The following is a 21576-nucleotide window of genomic DNA, read 5'->3' on the forward strand; positions in this document are numbered from 1 at the left end:
TCAGCCGAGATACCAGTGTTTGCCGATCTCTTCCACCAGGCGTGCGACATGCGGCGGTTTCAGGATCGACAGATGATCGCTGCCGTCGACATGTAAGGCCCTCAGCCCGGGTTCGAGCCGTCGCCAGGCATCAAGGTCGAGACCCTCATCTTCATCTGCCTGCGCCGCACAGAACAGCAGCGGCAGTCCGCCGAACGGCTGCTGCGCCTGGTAACCGATGCCGCATTGCCGGCAAAACATCTCGATCACCGGTTCGAAGTCTTCCAGGCGCGCCCTGGCCGGAAGCACCCTGGCTTGCTTCATCTTTTCGAACACCAGCAGCACCTGCGACGGCCGGTCGCGGCTGGCGAGATCGGCGGCGCTGACACCCAGGCCGGCGGCGATGTTCAGGTCCATCAACTTGACATATTCATGCATGGCCTGGTCGCGGCCGGCGTGGCCGTGAACACGCGGCGCCTGGGTGTCGACCAGCACCACCGGGGCCACCACGGCGCCTGCCTCGATCAGCTGCCTGGCGATCTCCAGCGCGATCCAGCCGCCGAAGGAATGGCCCAGTAAATGGTAAGGGCCGGCCGGCTGCATCGACCTGATTGCTTCGACATAACGCTGCGCCGCCTCCTGCACCGACGGTGGCATTCCCTCCAGGCCGAGGAAACCCGCCGCCTCCAGTCCGATGAAACTGGCGTCGCCGGCGAATCCGGCGCATAGGTCGAGGAAGGAGGTGGCGTTGGCGCCGGCGCCCGGGATGCAGAACACCTTGCGCGTCTTGGCGCTGCCGGTCCGGATCGCTACCGCGGAAGCGTGCAGTGCCGGTTCGGCAGGCTTTGCCGCCCTGTCGATACCGGCCAGGATGGAAGAGATGGCGCTTCCTACCCGCCCGGCGCGCGCGGGATCCATCATGATGCTCCAGTGGTCGCCGCCGATCGGATGGACTTGCAGCCGCCCGCGCAGGACGGCGCTCCAGCCGTTGGCCGGATCGGAAGACTCCGGCGGATGCGCGGTGAACAGGTGTGCCGCGACATCGAGCGGCTGGGCGTAGTACCGGTGCGCGGCTGCCCTCAGGTTGAACCAGAGCTCAGCTCTGGCCTCGAACTCGCCGCTGCTCATTTCCTTCTTCAGCCAGCGGTTGTCCCTGGCGCAGGCGATGGCCGACGCCAGGTCTGTACTTGCGAGGATTTGCGCAACCTCGTCGTCGGCCAGCTTGTAGCCGAAATATTCGATGAAAGCGACCAGCAGCATCTGCTTGTCGCTCAGGCCGAGTTCCGATATCCCGCGGTCTGCAACGCCGCGATGCCAGCTGTCGATCAGGCCGAGGAATTCCACGCCCTGTCCCTGTTCCAGCAACTGCCTGGCGACTTCGTATGCAAGCACGCCGCCGGCAGACCAGCCGGCCAGGCGATACGGGCCGTCCGGCTGGGCCTGCCTGATGAGCGCGACATAACTTGCGGCCAGCGCTTCGTTGCTGCTGTCGGCGCTGACGGCGTTGCGGTCGGCCCGGATGCCGTAGATGCCGATCTCCTCGTCGATATGGCGGGTGAGGCGCTCATAGGACAGCACCTCGCCGCTAGGTTCGTGGATGAAGATCAGCGGCCGCCGGCTGCCGCCTTTGCGGATGTTGATCCACTGCTCGTTTTCCTGCTTACCGAGTTGCTTCCGGTTGACCGTAATCAGTTGCGCCAGCGTGCTCAGCTCCTGCGCCAGCAGGATATCTTGCAGCGCTACTTCGAAGCCCTTCTGCTTCAGTCCTTCTATCACCTGGAATATCATCAGAGAATAACCGCCGAGATCGAAGAAATTGTCGTGGCGCCCTATCCGTTCCACTCCCAGCAATTCCGACCACAACGTGGCGATCATCTGCTCGATTTCACCCTGCGGTTCGGTGTAAGCCTGCTGCGCCAGGCCCTGCCCGTCCGGCGCCGGCAGCGCTTTACGGTCCAGCTTGCCATTCGGCGTCAGGGGCAAAGCCGGCAACGGCACGAAAGCGACCGGCAGCATATATTCCGGCAACTTCTCGCCGAGAAGCGCACGCAGCCGGACCGGATCCGGCGCGGCGGCGTCCTGCACGGCCACGAAATATGCCACAAGTCGTTTGTCGCCCGGACTGTCTTCGCGGGCGATAACTACCGCTTCCCGCACGCCCGCCGTCTGCAGCAGCTGCGCTTCGATCTCGCCCAGTTCGATGCGGAAGCCGCGCAGCTTGACCTGGAAATCGTTGCGGCCGAGATAGGCTATGCTGCCGTCCTCGCGCCAGCGCCCAAGGTCGCCGGTCTGATACATACGGCCATTGGCCTCGGCCGCAAAGGGATCGTGCAGGAAACGTTCGGCGGTCAGCTCCGGCCGCTCGAGGTAACCGCGCGCCACACCGGCGCCGCCGATGTAGATTTCGCCGACGCAGCCCAGCGGCACCGGTTGCCGCTCCCGGTCCAGCAGGTAGATGCGCGCACCCGGCATGACATGGCCGATATGCGGCCGGCGGCCGTCGACCAGCCCGCAGCTGGCGTCGACGCTGCACTCCGTCGGGCCGTACATGTTGAAGAACAGGACATCGTCAACGGCGGCCAATGCTGCCCAGGTGGCGCTATCGATCGCCTCGCCGCCCAGCAGCAGCTTGCGCAGCGTCGGCGCCCGGCCTGTGAGGAAACCCGCGGCCTGCATGGTGCGCAGATGCGAGGGCGTGCATTCCATCGCCTCGATGTCGTGCTGCTCAAGGAAAGCCAGCAATTCTTCGGCGTTGAGGCGGGTCGCCTCGGGCACCAGGTACAAGGTCCGGCCCCAGGCCAGCTGTCCCCACGCTTTGACCGCCATGTCGAAACCGAAGGAAGAATTCCAGGCGATGCGACGGCAATCCGGCTGCAGGCCGTGGATGTTTTGTTCCATGCCATGCAGGAAATTGAGCAGGTTGCGATGCTCGATCATCACGCCCTTGGGCATGCCGGTGGAGCCCGAGGTGTAGATGAGATAGGCCAGGTGCGAGCCGGACAGGCCGGCCTCGCCAGCATCCGGATTGTTTACCGGCGCGGCGCCCCAGGGCGAATTTTCCCAAGGCGTAGCATCCAGCGTCAAGCAAGCACAGCCTTCCGTCAGTTCGAAGCGCGAGCGCAGTTTCTCCTGGGTCAGCAGCGCCACCGATGCGCTGTCGTGCAGCATGTGGGCCAGCCGTTCGTCGGGATAGACCGGGTCCAAAGGCACATAAGCGCCACCCGCTTTCAGCGTAGCCAGCAGCGCTACCACCAGCTCCAGGCTGCGCTCGACACAGATCGCAACCCGTTGGTCCGGACCGACGCCGAAGCGGCGCAGGTGATGCGCCAGCTGGTTGGCGCGCTGGTTGAGTTCGCGGTAGCTCAGGCGCTCGCCCTGGAATTCCAGCGCCACCGCATCGGGCTGTGCCGCTGCCTGCTGTTCGAACATGGCATGCACCAACATGTCTTGCCGCGGTTCGCGATGCACGGTGTTGAAAGCGCGGTTGAAAGTGTCCAGCACCAAGCTGCGTTCGGCTTCGCCCAGCAGGTCGATCTGGTCGACTGCCTGGCTTTCGTCTTCAACCATGCCCAGCAATACAGCTTGCAGATAACCCCAATGACGGCGAATCGTCGCTTCATCGAACAGCGCGGTGGCGTAATTCAGCTGGCCGCAGATCTGTTCACCGTCTTCACGCAGCTCCAGCGACAGTTCGAACTGGGCGCTGTCCGGCGCACCGCCTACGTTTTCCACCGTCAGCTGCGGCAATTCAAACGCCACCTTGGGCGTGTTGTGCCAGGACAGCATCACCTGGAACACCGGATGGTGCGCCATCGAACGCAGCGGATTGAGCGCTTCCACCAGCCGCTCGAACGGTACATCCTGAAGGCTCTGCGCCTGCACTGCGGTCTGCCGCACCTGAGCCAGCAAGGCCTGCACACTGGGGCGTCCTGCCAGGTCGACCTTGAGCGCCTGAGTATTGACGAAGAAACCGATCAGCGCTTCCACCTCGACCCGGTTGCGCCCGGCATGGGAGCTGCCGATAACCACCTGTTCCTGGCCGCTCAGACGCGCCAGCACCGTCGCCCAGGCTGCCAGCATGGTCATGTACAAGGTAGTGCCGTGGCGTTGGCTGAGTGCTTTCAGGTCTCGGCTGAGTCGACTGTCCAGGGCGATTTCGATATTCGCGCCACGGTAATCCTGGATCGCCGGACGCGGCCGGTCGGTGGGTAGGTCGAGCAGGCCGGGTGCGCCGCGCAGCTGTTGCACCCACTGCTGCAGTTGCTGTTGCAGCAGCGGCCCCTGCAGCCATTGCCGCTGCCACACGCCGTAATCGGCATACTGGATGGCCAATGGCGGCAAAGGGTCGGGCTGGCCTGCGCGCATTGCTTCGTAGAGGGCTGAAAACTCGCGCGCCAGCACGCCGCCCGACCAGCCGTCGGAGATGATGTGGTGCATGGTGACCAGCAGCACATGGTCGTCCGCGCCCAGCCGCAGCAGCCGGCCGCGGATCAGCGGACCAAGCGCCAGGTCGAACGGCAGGCCAGCCTCTTGTCGGCAGATCTGTTCCAGTTCGGCGTCGCTCGCACCTCCCAGCTCCTGTTGCACCAGCGTGAACCCGTGCGCCTCGTCGATCACCTGGCGCGCCTGGCCGCCGATGCCGACAAAACGCGTGCGCAGCACTTCATGGCGCTCGACGATGCGGTCCAGCGCAGCTTGCAGCGCCGCCTTGTCCAGCACGCCGCGCAGCCGCACCGCATCGGGGATGTGATAAGCCTTGCTGGCTTCCGGATCGACCCGGGCAATGAACCACAGCCGCTGCTGGGCGAACGATAGCGGCAGCGGCGCCGAGCGGTCGGCCCTGGCGATGGCGCTAAGCGTGTTCTGGCCCGCTTCTGCCACTTCATGGGCCAGTTCGTCCAGCTGCGGATGGGTAAACAGCGCAGTCAGCTGCAGCTCGATGCCCAGCCGTTCGCGCAGTTGCGAGATCAGGCGCACCGCCAGCAGCGAGTGGCCGCCCAGTTCGAAGAAATTATCGTGGCGGCCGACACGCTCGACGCCCAGCAGGTCCGACCATATCTCGGCCAGGGTCTGTTCGATGTCGCCGATGGTCGCCTCATAGGTGCGATGGATGAAAGCCTGCCCTTCGGGCGCCGGCAGCGCATTGCGGTCCAGCTTGCCGTTTGGCGTCAGCGGCAATGCCTGCAGCGTCACAAAAGCCAGCGGCAGCATGTACTCGGGAAGTTTCTCACCCAGCTGCGCACGCAAGGCGGCGGGATCTAGTCCGGCAGTTTCCTGATCTCCCACCACATAGGCAATCAGGCGCTTGTCGCCCGTTGCGTCTTCGCGCGCAATCACCGCTGCTTCGCGCACGCCGGCCAGCCGCGACAGCTGCGCCTCGATCTCGCCCAGCTCGATGCGGAAGCCGCGGATCTTGACCTGGAAATCGTTGCGGCCGAGATAGGCGATTGAGCCGTCGTCGCGCCAGCGGCCCAGGTCGCCGCTCTTGTACAATCGTTCTCCAGCGGCAAACGGGTCATCGATGAAGCGTTCCGCCGTCAATCCAGGCTGCTGCAGGTAGCCGCGCGCCACTTGCACGCCGCCGATGTAGATCTCGCCGGCGACGCCCAGCGGCACCGGCCGCAGATGCGCGTCCAGCAGGTAGATGCGGCAATTGTCGAGCGGCCGGCCGATAGGCGGCAAATCCTCCCAGGAGGTAGACGGCGCTGCCAGCACCTGGGCGCTAACCACGTGGCTTTCGGTAGGCCCGTAATGGTTGTGCAGCCGGGCCCCGCCGTCATGTTCGAACAAACGCCGGATCGCCGGTGTGATGCGCAGCTGTTCGCCTGCCGTGATCAGGTCCTGCAAGGCCGGCAGCGGCGCGGCCTGCTGCGACCACAGCTCGCTCAGGCTGTTCAGCGCAATGTAAGGCAGGAACAGGCGTTCGATCGCCTGGCTGCTGATCCAGGAAGCCAGCGCCGGCAAATCCTGGCGCAACGATTCATTCAGCAGCACCAGCGTGCCGCCGCCGGCCAGGGTCGAGAATATTTCCTGGAAGGCGACATCGAAGCCGAGGGCCGCGAACTGCAAGGTGCGCGCCGCCTGCGGCAATATGCCGCGCTGCCAGTTCAGCAGGTTGACCAGGCCGCGGTGCGGCATGGCTACGCCTTTCGGCTGGCCGGTGGAACCGGAGGTATAGATGACATAAGCCAGGTGCGAGGTCTGCAGGGTAATCAGCTCAGGGCTCGGGTCCGAGGTGGACGCCTGGCCCCAGGCGGACTGCTCCCATGCTGCCTGGTCCAGCACCAGGCGGATAGCGGCTGGCGGCGTCTCGATGCGCGCACCGAAGTTTTCCTGCGTCAGCAGCGCAAGCGGTGCACTGTCGCCCAGCATGTGCGCCAGGCGCTCGCCGGGGTATGCCGGATCGAGCGGCACGTAGGCGCCGCCGGACTTCAGCGTGGCAAGGATGGCGATCACCATCAGCGGTCCGCGTTCCAGGCAGATCGCCACCCGGTCGTCAGGACCGACGCCAATGCCGCGCAAATGATGGGCCAGCTGGTTGGCCTGCTGGTTGAGCTGGCGGTAGCTGAGTCGTTGCTGCTCGTATTCGACAGCGACGGCGTCGGGGCTGCGTGCCGCTTGCTGTTCGAACAGCACATGCACCAGGTTTGCGCCGCCGGGTTCGCATGCGCTGTTGTTGAGGCCGTGCAGCACTTGATCCCGTTCGCTGGCGGGCAGCACCTCGATTGCGTGCATCGGCGTCTGCGGCGCGTTTTCCAGTGCATGGACCAGCCCTTCCAGCACTGTTTGCACGAAGCCGCAGATGCGTTCCGCCGAGATGGTGTCGACGATCTCTGCGGTCAACGTAAAGCCTTGTCCCAGGTCATCGACGTGCAGCACAAACGGATAGTTGGTGCGGTCGCGGCTTTCCAGGTAGCGGATGCCGTCGATGACGGCGCCGCCGCCTGCATTTTCCGGTCGGCTGTAGCGATAGTTCAGCAAGGCCGAGAACAGCGGCGTGTTGGGCGGCATGGCGCTGCAGCGCTGCGCCAGGGTCAGCGAGGCATGTTCGTGGTGCAGCAATTCGATCAGCGCGCCATTGACCTGCTTCAGGCTCTGCTCGGCTCCCAACTCTCCCAGCCGTACCCGCAGCGGCAGCGTATTGATGAACATGCCCATGGCGCGGTCGGCGCCTGCGCCGCCCTGCATGCGGCCGAACAGCACGGTACCGAACACCACGTCGTCACGGCCGGTGCAGGCGGCCAGCACTTGCGCCCAGGCCAGGTGGAAAATGCTGGCCGGACTGACGCCGCGGCTGCGCGCCAGCCGCCGCAGCCGACCCGCCAGCGCATCCGGCACTGGCAGCTTGGACTGCACCGCATTGGCGCCATTGCCCTGCACATCCAGCAAGTCGAAAGGTGCGGTCGGCTGATCCACGTCGCCCAGCATCTGCCGGAAAAAAGCTTCGTGTTCCGCGGCGCTGGTGCCCAGGCGCGCCTGGGCGACGAAGTTGCTGAACGGCACCGGCTGCGGCAGCTCGGCCTGGCGATCTTGCAAAATCAGCACCACTTCCTGCACCAGCAATTCCAGGCTGATGTGATCCAGCGCCAAATGGTGGTACAGCAGCTGCAGCAGCCAGCGCTGTCCGTCAGGATCGAAGGCGGCAAAACCCTTCATCAGCGGCGCCTGGCGCACGTCGAGCCGGAAGCGGCGCGGATCCGCATGCGCCTGCAGCTGTGCCTGTAGTTGTATCGATGATTCGCCGCTGTCGAAGGCCATCACCTCGACATCCAGCCGCGCCTGGCGCCAGACTACCTGCACCGGTTCCGCCAGGCCGTCCCAATGGACGGCGGTGCGCAAGACGTCCTGGCGTGCGATCACCTGATCCATAGCCGCCACGAAGCGATCCAGCAGCTCCTTGCTGTCGAAGTCCATCAGCAAGCGCGTCAGATAGGCGTCGCCTTTTTGCTGCAGCAGATGATGAAAGAGGATTCCTTCCTGCAGCGGCGCCAGCGGGTAGATGTCCTGGATATTTGCGGCGCCGCCCGGCGTCGCCTCGACGATCCTGTCGATCTGCGCCGGCTCCAGCCGCACCAGGGGCAGCATCTCCGGCGTGATCCTGGGCGGCGGCGCGGCCGGCTGCCCTAGCGGGATGACGGCGGCCCAGCTCAGCAGCGCTTGCTTGTGCAGTTTCAGCGACGCCATCATGGCTGGCGTCAGGACGCCGCGCGGCGCCTTGATCACCAGCTCGCCATCTTCAACGCGGACGCTGATCTTGCTCTCTTCCAGCAGCTCGATCAGTGCTTCCGCTTCCGTTGCGCTCACAGCTTTCATAGTCTGAACTCCTCGGTTTCTTGTTCTGAATCCAACACTGCCAACTGTGCCGGGATGGTGTTGCGAGCCGGGCTGATGTCGGGGGTGCCCGGCATCAGCGACGGCGCGACCGCCGCCGCCATTGCGGCCAGGCTGGGCTGGGCAAACAAGGCGCGGATATCGATAGCCCAGCGGCGGCGGCGTAGATGCTCCAGCAGTTGCACCGCCAGCAGCGAGTGGCCGCCGAGCTCGAAGAAACTGTCGTGCCGTCCCACCCGCTCGACACCCAGCAGTTCGCTCCAGATCTGCGCCAGGACCAGTTCAATCTCGCCGGCCGGTGCTTCGTAGGTCTGGCGGTTAAAGGCATCGCCCTCAGGCGCGGGCAGCGCCTGGCGGTCGAGTTTGCCGTTGGCTGTCAGCGGCAAGGAATCGAGCAGCACATAGGCAGCCGGCAGCATGTAATCAGGCAAGCTCATCCCCAGCCGCGCACGCAGTAACGCCGGATCCAGCTGGCCGGCATCCGGCTCGGCCACTATGTAGGCCACCAGCCGCTGGCTGCCCAGGCCGTCCTCGCGCGCGACAACCACTGCTTCGCGCACGCCGGCGATAGTGGCCAGCTGGACATCGATCTCGCCAGGCTCGATGCGGAAGCCGCGAATCTTTACCTGGAAATCGTTGCGGCCCAGGTAGTCGATGGTGCCGTCATCGCGCCAGCGGCCGAGATCGCCGGTCTTGTAGATGCGACCGCCTTCGACGAAAGGATCGGCCAGGAAACGCTGCTCGCTCAGCGCCGGCTGGTTCAGGTAGCCGCGCGCCACCTGCACGCCGCCGATATAGAGTTCGCCCGCCACTCCAATCGGCGCCGGCCGCATGTGTTGATCCAGCAGGTAGATGCGGGTGTTGGCGATCGGCTTGCCGATCGGCACCGATGCAGCTTCGTCTGCAATGCAGGTCCAGGCGGTGACGTCTACCGCCGCTTCAGTCGGCCCGTACAGGTTATGCAAGCCAACATGCGGCAATTGCGCAAGGAATTGCCGCGCCAATGGCGCCGGCAGCGCCTCACCGCTGCATATCACCCTGGCCACGCTGGCGCAGGCAGATGCCGCTTCGTCATGGTTCAGGAAAACCTGCAGCATGGACGGCACGAAATGCAGCGTGGTTACGCCGCTGCCGCGGATCAGCTCGCTGAGGTAGGACGGATCCTTGTGCCCGCCCGGGCGCGCCATCACCAGCTGCGCGCCGGCCATCAGCGGCCAGAAGAATTCCCAGACCGATACATCAAAGCTGAACGGCGTTTTTTGCAGCACTACGTCATGCATATCCAGGCGATAAGCCTGCTGCATCCACTGGATGCGATTGACGATGCCCCGATGTTCGTTCATCACGCCTTTCGGCTGGCCGGTGGAGCCGGAGGTGTAGATCACGTAGGCAAGATGGTTTTCCGTCAATCCAAGTTCGGCGGCAACAAGATTACTTTCGTCGCCCTTGTGGTTTAGCGGATCGGTATCCGGCACCAGCAGCCGCGCCTGTCGCCCAGGCAGGCGGCTGGCCAGGTTCGCCTCGGTAAGTACCGTCACCGGCGCGCAGTCGCGCAGCATATGCTCCAGGCGCGTATCCGGATAGGCCGGGTCCAGCGGCACATAAGCGCCGCCGGCCTTGAGCGTCGCCAGCAAGGCCACCACCATCGCCGCGCTGCGTTCCAGGAAGATGCCGACCCTGGCGTCCGGCCCTACGCCCAGCGCACGCAGGCGCCGCGCCAGGTGGTTGGCCCTGGCGTTGAGCGCGGCATAGCTCAGGCAGCGTTCTTCGCACCGCACGGCAATGGCCTGTGGCTGTCGCACCACCTGCTGCTCGAACAGCTGGTGCAGCAACAAATGCCGCGGGTACTCGGTCGCCGTGCGATTGAAACCATGGATCAGCTGGTGGCGCTCGGCGGCGGGCATGGCCTCGATTGCCTGCAGTGGCATGTACGGTGCTTGTTCCAGCGCCTGCACCAGGCTGCGCAAGACTTGCTGCATGAAATCGCAGATCCGCGGCGCCGATACGCTGACATCGATTTCTGCGCACAGGTCGAAACCCGCGCCAAGGTCGTCGACATGCAGCACAAAGGGGTAGTTGGTGCGGTCGTGACCGCCCAGGTGCTGTATGCCTTCCATCGCCGTACTGTCTGCACCGCCCTCGTGGCTGTAACGGTAATTGAGCAGGCTGGTGAACAGCGGCAAGTTCGCCGGCAGGCCGCTGCAGCGCTGGACCAGGGTCAGCGATGCATGTTCGTGCCGCAGCAGTTCGATCAGCGCGGCATGGGTCTGCCTTAGCCCTTGTTCCACGCTGAGCCGCTCCAGCCGCACGCGCAACGGCAAGGTGTTGAGGAACATGCCCATGGCGCGCGCTGCTCCGGCACCGCCTTGCAGGCGGCCAAACAGTACGGTGCCGAACACCACGTCGTCGCGTCCGGTGAGACACGCCAGCGTCTTGGCCCATGCCAAGTGAAACAGGCTGGCGCAGCTTACGCCCGCGGCTTGCGCCTGTTGCCGCAAGCGCTGCGCCAAAGCCGGTTCCAGGCGCGACCTGGCTTGCCGTACATTGCTGCCGTCGCCCTGGACATCGAGCAGACCGAACGGCGCCGTCGGCTGCTCCACATCGCCCAGCTCCCGGCGAAAATAGGCCTCATGCTCAGCCGATCCCATGCCTTGCCTCGCCTGTGCCACGAAATGGCGGAATGGCACGGCAGCCAACAGCTCAGCCTGCCGCCCCTGCAGAATCAGCATGATCTCCTGCACCAGCAGCTGCGATGCAGTGTGGTCCAGCACCAGGTGATGGTGCAGCAGCTGCAGCAGCCAGGATTGGGTTGTGCCATCAGGTATTGCATAGGCGCGCAGCATAGGCGCCTGGCGCACATCGAGGCGGACGCGGCGCGGATCGGCATGTGCCAACAGCTGAGCCATTGCATCGTCGGCGTCGGCATCGAAGCTTAACGTCTGGATTGCAAGGCTGGCCTGGCGCTGGACCAGCTGGACCGGCTCCTTCAAGCCTTCCCAATGTACCGCGGTACGCAAGATGTCGTGTCGGGCGATAACCTGGTTGAGCGCCTGCACGAAGCGGTCCAGCCTTTGCCTGCTGTCGAAGCTCAGCAGAGTGGGCAGTACATAAGCGTCTCTTGCGCCTTGCAGGCGGTGGTGGAAGAGTATGCCCTCTTGCAGCGGCGCCAGCGGGTAGATGTCCTGGATATTGGCTGCGCCGCCCGGCGTGGCTTGCGCCAGCGCTTCGATTTGCGCCGGTTGCAGTTCCAGCAGCGGCAGCATGGCTGGGGTGATAAGTTGAGTCCCCACGGGGATGACGTAGCCCGCAGTATCCGTGGCCGCACGTTGCTGCAGCAGTGAGATGAGATCGCTCTTGTGGCTGCGCAGCGAAGCGATCAGGTCGCTGTCGGCCAGCAATTTCTGGTCGCCGACCACGGACAGCTTGTCGCCGTCGGCCCGCAAGGTGATGCCGATGGCATCTAGTGTATCCAGCAAATCTCGCGCGCTCATAGCACGATCTCCTCGAGTTGAATGGTGGCGCTGGCCAAATGGGCCAGGGTCGGCGCGTTGAAGATCATCTGCACATCGACCTGGAGCTGCTTTTCGCTCATGTTGTGGATCAGCTGGATCGCCAGCGCCGAGTGGCCGCCGAGTTCGAAGAAATTGTCGTGGCGCCCGACCCGTTCGACCCCGAGCAGCTGGCCCCAGATCGTCGCCAGCGCCTGTTCCGTCGGACCGGCAGGCGCTTCGTAACCCTGCTGCGCCAGGCCCTGCCCGTCCGGCGCCGGCAAGGCCTGGCGGTCAAGCTTGCCGTTGGCGGTCAGCGGCAGCGCCGCCAGGCTCACGTAAGCTGCCGGCAGCATATAGTCCGGCAGCTGCTCGCTCAGTTGTGCGCGCAGTTCGCCAGGTGCCGGAGCGGCCATGGCGGAATCCGGCACCACGTATGCCACCAGCCGCTGGCCGCCGGGACTGTCCTCGCGCGCCGTCACGGCTGCCTCGCGCACGCCGGGCAGCAGCATCAGCCTGGCCTCGATCTCGCCCAGTTCGATGCGGAAACCGCGGATCTTGACCTGGAAGTCGTTGCGGCCGAGGTATTCGATCGTGCCGTCCTGCCGCCAGCGGCCCAGGTCGCCAGTCTTGTACATGCGCGCGGCGGCAGTGGCCGCGAACGGATCGTCGAGAAACCGTTCCGCCGTCAGTTGCGGCCGGTGCAAGTAACCGCGCGCCACGCCGGCGCCGCCGATGTAGATTTCACCGGTCACGCCCAACGGCACCGGCTGACGGTATGGGTCCAGCAGGTAGATGCGGGCGTTCGGCATTACGCTGCCGATCTGCGGGATGTCGCCGGCGACCGCTCCGCAAGCAGCGTCGACGCTGCATTCGGTCGGTCCGTACATATTGAAGAAGCTAACGGTTTCTTCCCTGCCCAGGGTGCGCCAGGTCGCCGCATCGATCGCTTCGCCGCCCAGCAGCAACTTGCGCAGCGTATGTCCTCGTTCCTGAGGAAAACCGGCGCCCAGCATCATGCGCAGCTGCGACGGCGTGCATTCCATGGCATCGATGGCGTGTTTTTCGATGAAACCGAGCATTGCGTCTGCGCTGAGGCGAGTGTTTTCCGGAACGAGGAAAACCGTGCGCCCCATCGTCAGCTGGCCCCAGGCTTTGACAGCCATGTCGAAACCGAACGACGAATTCCAGGCAATGCGGCGGCAATCTGGCTGCAAGCCGTGGATGCGTTCTTCCAGCCCGCGCAGGAAAGTCAGCACGTTGCGGTGTTCCACCATCACGCCTTTGGGCGTGCCGGTGGAACCTGAAGTGTAGATGACGTAAGCCAGGTGCGAAGCGTCCAGTCCGGCCGCGCCGGGATCGGGATTGTGCGTCGGCGCCGCGGCCCAGGGCGATTGCTGCCACGCCGTGCCATCCAGCAACAGCGCCGTGCAGCCTTGTGGCAGGCGCAGTCGGTCATGCAGCCGCGCCTGAGTCAGCAGCACGACCGGCGCACTGTCTTCCAGCATGTGCGCAAGGCGCTGGTCGGGATGGATCGGGTCCAGCGGCACATAAGCGCCGCCGGCCTTCAGCGTGGCGATCAGCGCTACCGCCAGGTCCAGGCTGCGCTCCAGGCACAAGGCGACGCGATCGTCGGGCCTTACGCCCAGGCTGCGCAAGTGGTGCGCCAGCTGGTTGGCGCGCTGGTTGAGTTCGCCATAGCTTAGTTGCCCACTCAGTTTCCCATCTTCATACACCAGCGCTATCGCATCGGGATGTTCCGCCGCTTGTTGTTCAAACAAGCCATGCACCAGTGCGCCGGCGGGATAGGCGCGCTGCTTATCGTTGAATGTCTCCAGCAGCTGGCTGCGCTCGGCCGCGTCGAGCAGTGCGATCCGTTCGACCGGCTGGCTATCGTCGGCGGCCATGGCGCGCAGCATCGCTTGCAGGTAACCCCAGTGGCGCTGCACCGTGGCCTGGTCGAACAGAGCGCTTGCGTAATTGAACTGGCCGACGATGCGATCGCCGGCTTGCTCCAGGTCCAGCGACAGATCGAATTGCGCACTGCCGGCGCCGCTGCCGACGCTTTCGAAGCTCAATCCTTCCAGCTCAAGGCGCGTCTCGGGCGTGTTCTGCCATGCCAGCCGGACCTGGTAGATGGGGTTGTAGGCCATCGAACGCACCGGATTAATCGCTTCCACTACCTGTTCGAACGGCACATCGCGATGGTTTTGCGCCTGCAAGGAAACCTGCCTGGCCTGCGCCAGCAGCTGACGCACATCGGACTGCCGGTCGAGCTTGAAGCTAAGCGCCTGGGCGTTGACGAAAAAACCGATCAACGGTTCCAGTTCGGTCCGGTAGCGGCCAGCCACCGAACTGCCGATCACCACCTGCGCCTGCCCACTGAGTCGCCCCAGCACTGCCGCCCAGGCCGCCAGCACGGTCATGTACAAGGTGACGCCATGGCGCCGGGCCAGCACTTTCAGGCCGCGGCTGAGTTCTTCGTCCAGGGCTACATCGATGGACGCGCCGCGATAGTCCTGGATATCCGGCCGCGGCCGGTCCGTCGGCAGGCTGATCAGCCCGGGAGCGCCATGCAGCTGCCCTGTCCAGTATTGCAGCTGTTGTTGCAGCAGCGGTCCTTGCAGCCACTGCCGTTGCCATGCCGCGTAGTCGGCATACTGGATGGCCAGCGGCGGCAGCGGATCGGCTGCACCATGGCGCATGGCTCGGTACAGCGCAGAAAATTCCCGCGCCAGCACGCTCAGGGACCAGCCATCGGAAATGATATGGTGCATGGTCAGCAACAGCACGTGATCGTCGTCGCCCAGGCGCAGCAGGCGGCCGCGGATCAGCGGGCCGCGCGCCAGGTCAAACGGCTCGACCGCTTCCTGCCGGTAAATCCGCTTCAGCTCGTCCGGGCCGGCGCCGGAAAAATCCCTTTGCGAAAGTGCAAAACCGCTTGGCGCATCGATCACCTGGCAGGGTTGTCCATCGACGCTGACAAAACGGGTCCGCAGTATTTCGTGCCGTTCGACGATGCGATCCATGGCAGCCTGCAGCGCCTTCCGGTCCAGCGCGCCGCGTAGCCGCAATGCGCCGGGGATATGGTAGGCGGGACCGGCCTGCGCATCGATCTGGGTGACATACCACAAGCGTTGCTGGGCATGGGACAGCGGCATGGGCCTGGAACGATCCGTCGCTGTGATGGCGCTCAAGGTGCTCCGCCCTGCCGCGGCGACGTCACGCGCCAGCTCTGCCAGTTGCGGATGCGCAAACAGCGCGGCCAGCGGCAATTCAATCTCCAGGCGCTGACGCAATTGCGAGATCATGCGCACTGCCAGCAGCGAATGGCCGCCCAGTTCAAAAAAACTGTCCTGGCGGCCGACGCTTTCGACGCCAAGCAGGCCTGACCAGATTTGCGCCAGAATCTGTTCTATCTCGCCTAACGGTTCCTCGTAGACACGGCGGATGAAGGCATCGCCTTCCGGCGCCGGCAGCGCCCTGCGGTCCAACTTGCCGTTCGGCGCCAGCGGCAACATCTCCAGCGGCACATAAGCCGCCGGCAGCATATAGTCCGGCAACTGCGCGCTCAGCAAGGCTCGCAGCTGGGCCGGGTCGGGCCTCGATGCGCCTGTCGCGGCGACCAGGTAAGCCACCAGCCGCTGCTCGCCCGGCCGGTCCTCGCGGGCGATCACCACCGCTTCGCGTATGCCGGCGATGCGCGACAATTGCGCCTCGATTTCACCCAGTTCGATGCGGAAACCGCGGATCTTGACCTGGAAGTCGGTGCGGCCGAGGAATTCGATAGTGCCGTCTGCGCGCCAGCGCCCCAGGTCGCCGCTCTTGTACATGCGCGCTGCCGGCTTGCCCGCGAACGGATCGCGGACGAAACGTTCATTCGTCAGCTGTGGACGATGCAAATAACCCCGTGCGACGCCGGCGCCGCCGATACAGATTTCACCAGCCACGCCGATAGGCACTGGCTGGCCGTGCGCATCCAGCAGATAGATGCGGACGCCGGGCAACGGCCGCCCGATACTGGCGACGCCGTCCAGCGGTCCGCACCGCGCGACAGTTGCATTGATCGTGGTTTCCGTCGGGCCGTAGGCATTGTTCAGCGCCGGGCGATGGCCTTCACGCAGCCACCACGCCGCGATTGCAGCCGCGCTTGCGGCATCGCCGCCAATGACAATCTGGCGCAGCTGCGGCGGAATGGCAACGTCGGTTTCCTGCGCCAGGCGCTGCCAGAACAACGTCGGCAGGTTGGCGACGGTCAGCCTGTGGTCCGCGCACAGCTGGCACCAGCGTTGCGGATCGGTGATCCAGGCATCGCTGCGCAGCACCAGTGTGGCGCCGTGCAACAAGGCGCCGAAGATTTCTTCCGCGGCGACGTCGAAACTCAGCGCGGAGAATTGCAACACCCGGTCATCCGGCTGGAATGCATAGAGGCTGTTCAGGGCCGCCGCCTGATGGCTGAGCTGACGATGTTCCACCATCACGCCCTTGGGGACGCCGGTGGAGCCGGAAGTGTAGATAACGTAAGCCAGATGCGCAGGATTCAGTGCGATCTCGGCCGGATCGGGATTGTGCATCGGGCATGCCGCCCAGGGTGAATGTTCCCATGGCGTTTCGTCTATCGCCACGGTTGGCGTGCCCGGCGGCAGCCGTCCGCGCAAGCTGGCCTGAGTCAGCAGCGCGGCCGGCGCGCTGTCCTCCAGCATCTGGGCCAGGCGCTGGCGGGGATGGACCGGGTCCAGCGGCACATAGGCGGCGCCGGCTTTGAGCGTGGCGATCACGGCCACTACCATGTCGATGCCGCGTTCCAGGCACAGAGCGACGCGGTCGTCGGGCCGCACGCCTAGCTGGCGCAGGTAGTGCGCCAATTGGTTGGCGCGCCGGTTGAGCGCGCCATAGCTCAGTTTCCGGCCCTCGTGTTCCAGCGCGACCGCCTCCGGATGCCGGGCTGCCTGCTGCTCGAACAGCGCATGCACCAGGGTGTTGGTGGAATCATTGAGATCGGAATTGTTGAAGTCATGCAGCAGTCGCCTGCGTTCAGCTTCGCCGAGCAGTGCAATCCCGCCGACAGCCTGCTCGTCGTCCGCAACCATGCCGCGCAATATCGCCTGCAGGTAATCCCAGTGACGCCGCACCGTGGCCGGATCGAACAAGGCAGTGGCATAGTTCAGCTTGCCGGCGATGTGGCCGCCGACCTCTTCCAGGTCCAGCGCCAGGTCGAATTGCGCGCTGCCAGGCAGGCTCTCCACGCGCTCCACCGACAGGTCTGCCAAGGCAAGCTTCACCTGTGGCGTGTTATGCCAGGTCAGCATCAGCTGGAACAGCGGATGATGGGCCATCGAACGTACGGGATTGAGCACCTCCACTATTTGTTCGAACGGCACGTCCTGGAACTGTTGTGCCCGCAACGCCGTTTTCCTGGCCTGCGCCAGCAACTCTTTGACAGTGGGCGCTTGGTCCAGGTCGAACTTGAGTGCTTGCGTATTGATGAAAAAACCGATCAGCGATTCCGCCTCGGCCCGGCTGCGGCCGGCATGGGAACTGCCGAGCACGACTTGCGGCTGTCCGCTCAGCCGCGCCACCAGAGCCGCCCAGGCCGCCAGCACAGTCATGTACAAGGTTGCGCCATGCCTGCGGCCGAGTTCCTTTAATGCCTGGCTTAGTCCGGCGTCCAGCGCAACCTCGATGCTGGCGCCATGGTAGTCCTGCAGCGCCGGGCGCGGGCGATCGGTGGGCAGGCTCACCAGTTCGGGAGCGCCGCGCAGCTGTTCCGCCAGTGCGCCAAGCTGCTGTTGCAGCAGCGGCCCTTGCAGCCATCGGCGCTGCCAGGCTGCATAGTCGGCATACTGGATCGCCAGCGGCGGCAACGGATCCGGCTGGCCGTCGCGCATGGCGCTGTACAAGGCCGACAGCTCATGCATCAGCAGGCTCAGCGACCAGCCATCCGAGATGATGTGATGCATGACTACCAGCAGCACATGATCGTCGGCGCCCAGGCGCAGCAGGCGGCCGCGGATCAGCGGCCCTGCAGCCAGGTCGAAAGGTTCGGCTGCCGCCTGTTTGCAAAGGTTTTCCAGTGCGTGCGGGGCAAGGCCTTCGGCATCCTGCTGTGCCAGCAAGAATCCGCGTGCGGGAGTGATCAGCTGAGACGGCTGGCCGTCGGTGCTGACAAAACAAGTGCGTAACGCTTCATGTCGTTCGATAATCCGGTCCAGGGCGGCCTTCAGCGCCGGCTGGTCAAGCACTCCGCGCAAGCGCAGGGCCCCGGGGATGTGATAGGCAGCACTGGCTTGGGAATCGACGCCGGCAATGAACCACAACCGCTGCTGGGCGCAGGAAAGCGGCAGCGGGCCGGAGCGATCGGCCGGCATGATGTCGCTCAGGGTGTTCTGGCCTGCTTCGGCCACCTCCAGCGCCAGTTCGGCCAGCTGCGGATGTGCGAATAGGACGGCCAAAGGCAGTTCGATATCCAGCCGCTGGCGCAGCTGCGAGATGAGGCGGATAGCCAGCAGCGAATGTCCGCCCAGTTCGAAGAAATGGTCATGGCGGCCGATACGTTCAACGCCGAGCAGCTCCGACCAGATCTGAGCCAGCGCCTGTTCGATCTCGCCCTGCGGCGCCTCGTAGGCGCGCTGGATGAAAGCGTCTCCTTCCGGCGCCGGCAGCGCCTTGCGGTCAAGTTTGCCGTTAGGCGTCAGCGGCAACGATGCCAGCATCACATACGCTGCCGGCACCATGTATTCCGGCAGCTGCGCCTTGAGTTGTTCACGCAGTTCGGCCGGATCGAGAGGCGACACACCCGGCTCAGCCACCAGGTAGGCCACCAGGCGCTTGTCGCCCGGACTGTCTTCCCGAGCAATCACCACTGTTTCGCGTATACCTTCGATGCGCGACAGCTGTGCTTCGATCTCGCCCAATTCAATGCGGAAACCGCGGATCTTGACCTGAAAGTCGTTACGGCCAAGGTACTCAATCGAGCCGTCCTCCCGCCAGAGGCCCAGGTCGCCAGTCTTGTACAACCGCTCTCCCGCAACGAATGAATTGTCGATAAATCGCTCCGCCGTCAGTTCAGGCTGCTGCAAATAACCTCGGGCTACTTGCACGCCGCCGATATATATTTCGCCCGCGAGACCCAGCGGCACCGGCTGGCGGTGTGCATCGAGCAGGTAAATCCGGCTGTTGCCTATCGGACGCCCGATAGGCGGCAGGTCTTCCCATGCCTCGGCCGGTCCTTCCAGAATATGCGCGCTGACCACGTGGCTCTCGGTGGGTCCGTAGTGGTTGTGCAATCTTGCCTGTCCGTGCCTGGCGAACATGCGCCGGATCGCCGGCGTGATCCGCAACTGCTCGCCGGCCGTGATCAGGTCTTGCAGCATTGGCAACGGCTCGACGCGCTGCGACCACAATTCACTGAGGTTATTGAGCGCAATGTAAGGCAGGAACATCCTTTCGATCGACTCTGCGCCTAGCCAGTCCGCCAGCGCCGGCAGGTCTTGCCGCAACGCCTCATGCAGCAGCACCAGGGTGCCGCCGCTGGTCAAGGTCGAGAAGATTTCCTGGAACGCGACGTCGAAACCGAGCGCCGCGAACTGCAGGGTCCGCGCCGGTTCCGGCAGCACGCTGCGCTGCCAGCCCAGCAGATTCACCAGGGCATGGTGCGGCATGGCCACGCCCTTGGGCATGCCGGTGGAACCCGAGGTGTAGATCACGTAGGCAAGATGCCCGGGTTGAAGTCCCAGTTCGTCTGGATGCAAATTGGCAACCGAGGCATTTGCCCACGCCGGATCCTCTTCATCCAGCGCGATTGCCGTTGCATTTATTCGATCCAGCAGCGACTTCTGGGCCAGCACCACCACCGGTTCGCTATCCTGCAGCATCTGCGCCAGGCGCTCATCCGGGTAACTCGGGTCCAGCGGCACGTAGGCGCCGCCAGCCTTGAGCGTCGCTACGATCGCCACCACCATCGCCAGGCTGCGTTCGGCGCAGATCGCCACGCGTGTATCGGGACCAACGCCGAGGCCGCGCAGATGGCGCGCCAGCCGGTTGGCTTGTTCATTGAGCGCACGGTAAGTCAGCTGTTCGCCATCCAGTTCCAGCGCGATCCGTTCCGGATGCGCGGCTGCCTGCTGCTCGAATCCTTCGTGCACCAGCGCCGGCAAGTTGTATGTATGGCGGGTATTATTGAAACCGTGCAGTACCAGCTCACGTTCCGCCGCCGGCATCGCGCCGATGGCATGCAGCGGCGTCTGCGGCGCCTGTTCCAGGGCAAACGCCAGTTCTTCCAGCGTCTGCTGCATGAACAGGGCGATGCGCTGCGCCGACACCGATTCATCGACCTGGACCGTCAGTTCAAAATCACGGCCGGAATCATCGACATACAAGCCGAAGGGATAGTTGGTACGGTCGCGGACGCCGAGGAAGCGGACGCCTTCGAGGATCTCCATTTCGCCGGTGCTGGAAACGTGACTATGGCGATAGTTCAGCAAGGCCGAGAACAGCGGTGTATTGGCCGGCAGGCCGCTGCAGCGCTGGGCCAGCGCCAGAGAAGCGTGTTCGTGGTGCAGCAGCCCGGTCAACGCGGCATGTACTTGCTGCAAACCTTCCTCGACACCAAGTTCTCCCAGTTTCACGCGCAACGGCAAGGTGTTGATGAACAAGCCAACGGCGCGATCGGCGCCTGCGCCGCCCTGCATGCGGCCGAACAGCACTGTGCCGAACACCACGTCGTCGCGGCCCGCGCACCTGGCCAGAACTTGCGCCCAGGCCAGATGGAACAGGCTGGCTGCACTCAGGCCACGCGTTTTAACCTGTTTGCGTAGCCGCAGCGCCAACTCGAAAGGCAGGATCAGCCTGGTCTCTGTAATCCGCGAACCGTCGCCCTGCACATCCAGCAAGCCGAACGGCGCCGTCGGTTCATCGACGTCCGCCAGCATCTGCCGGAAAAAAACCTCGTGCTCGGCTTCGCTTACGCCCAACCGTGCTTGCGCCACGAAATTGCGGAATGGCACAGGCGCAGGAAGTTCTGCCTGCCGCCCCTGCTGTATCAATGCGACCTCTTGCAGCAACAGCTCCAGGGTGGTGTGGTCCATCACCAGGTGGTGATACCGCAGTTGCAGCAGCCAGCGCTGTCCAGGCGCATCGCAGGTGGCAAAACCCTGCAACATGGGTGCGCTGCGCACATCGAGCCGGAAACGGCGGGCATCGGCATGCTGCTGCAGCTGGGACTGTATCTCGCCCTGCTCCACTTCCAGCGCCAGCACCTGGACTGACAGCGCGGCATGGCGCCAGACGACTTGCAGCGGCTGGTCCAGCCCCTCCCACAGCACCGCCGTACGCAGGATGTCATGACGCGCGATGACGGCATTGAGTGCATCTGTAAAACGATCGAGCCGATCCTTGCTGTCGAAACCCAGCAAGGTAGGCAGGACATAAGCATCGCCCTCGATCTGCAGCAGATGGTGAAACAGGATGCCTTCCTGCAACGGCGCCAGCGGGTAGATGTCCTGGATATTGGCAGCGCCGCCCGGCGTAGCCTGCACGATCCGCGCGATATGCGTTTCATTCAATGCGGCCAGCGGCAGCATTGCTGGCCTGATGGCCGTTGCGCCTGGCGGGATGGCATTGGCAGGCGGTACGACTTCGCGTTTGCCCAGGCTGGCGGCGCGCCGGATGGCTGTCGCCAGGGCCGACAATTGAGGCTGGGCGAACAGGGAACGGATATCGATGAACCAGTCGCGCCGGCGCAATTGCTCGACCAACCGTATGGCCAGCAGCGAATGTC

3 protein-coding genes (1 of these 3 only partly in view) are annotated in these 21576 nt (G+C 64.5%); all 3 read right to left on the reverse strand.

Translation table 11 applies throughout. The annotated features are described in order from the left end of the window. Tightly spaced (each overlapping or abutting the next), the 3 genes in view from CFter6_RS12660 to CFter6_RS12670 form a layout consistent with a single transcriptional unit that may run on beyond the window. Entirely contained in the window at positions 1 to 8292 is an 8292-nt protein-coding gene (locus CFter6_RS12660; protein ID WP_061540226.1) for a non-ribosomal peptide synthetase, read from the reverse strand. After that, complete coding sequence (locus CFter6_RS12665; protein ID WP_061540227.1) at positions 8289 to 11801, reverse strand: non-ribosomal peptide synthetase; 3513 nt, start codon at positions 11799 to 11801, stop codon at positions 8289 to 8291. The genes CFter6_RS12660 and CFter6_RS12665 overlap by 4 nt, the downstream gene beginning before the upstream one ends. Next, on the reverse strand, positions 11798 to 21576 hold the 3' portion of the coding sequence (locus CFter6_RS12670) for a non-ribosomal peptide synthetase (protein WP_082814744.1). 6307 nt of this gene lie beyond the right edge of the window; 9779 of the gene's 16086 nt are visible here — the last part of the coding sequence; its start codon lies off the right edge, out of view — the gene reads right to left on this strand; its stop codon occupies positions 11798 to 11800. Before CFter6_RS12670 ends, CFter6_RS12665 begins: the two co-directional genes overlap by 4 nt.

This window comes from Collimonas fungivorans (assembly GCF_001584145.1).
Taxonomy (GTDB): domain Bacteria; phylum Pseudomonadota; class Gammaproteobacteria; order Burkholderiales; family Burkholderiaceae_D; genus Collimonas; species Collimonas fungivorans.

Coding starts and splice junctions, on each gene's coding strand:
- CFter6_RS12660 (WP_061540226.1), bottom strand. CDS start 8,292: ATGAAAGCTGTGAGCGCAACGGAAGCGGAAGCACTGATCGAGCTGCTG.
- CFter6_RS12665 (WP_061540227.1), bottom strand. CDS start 11,801: ATGAGCGCGCGAGATTTGCTGGATACACTAGATGCCATCGGCATCACC.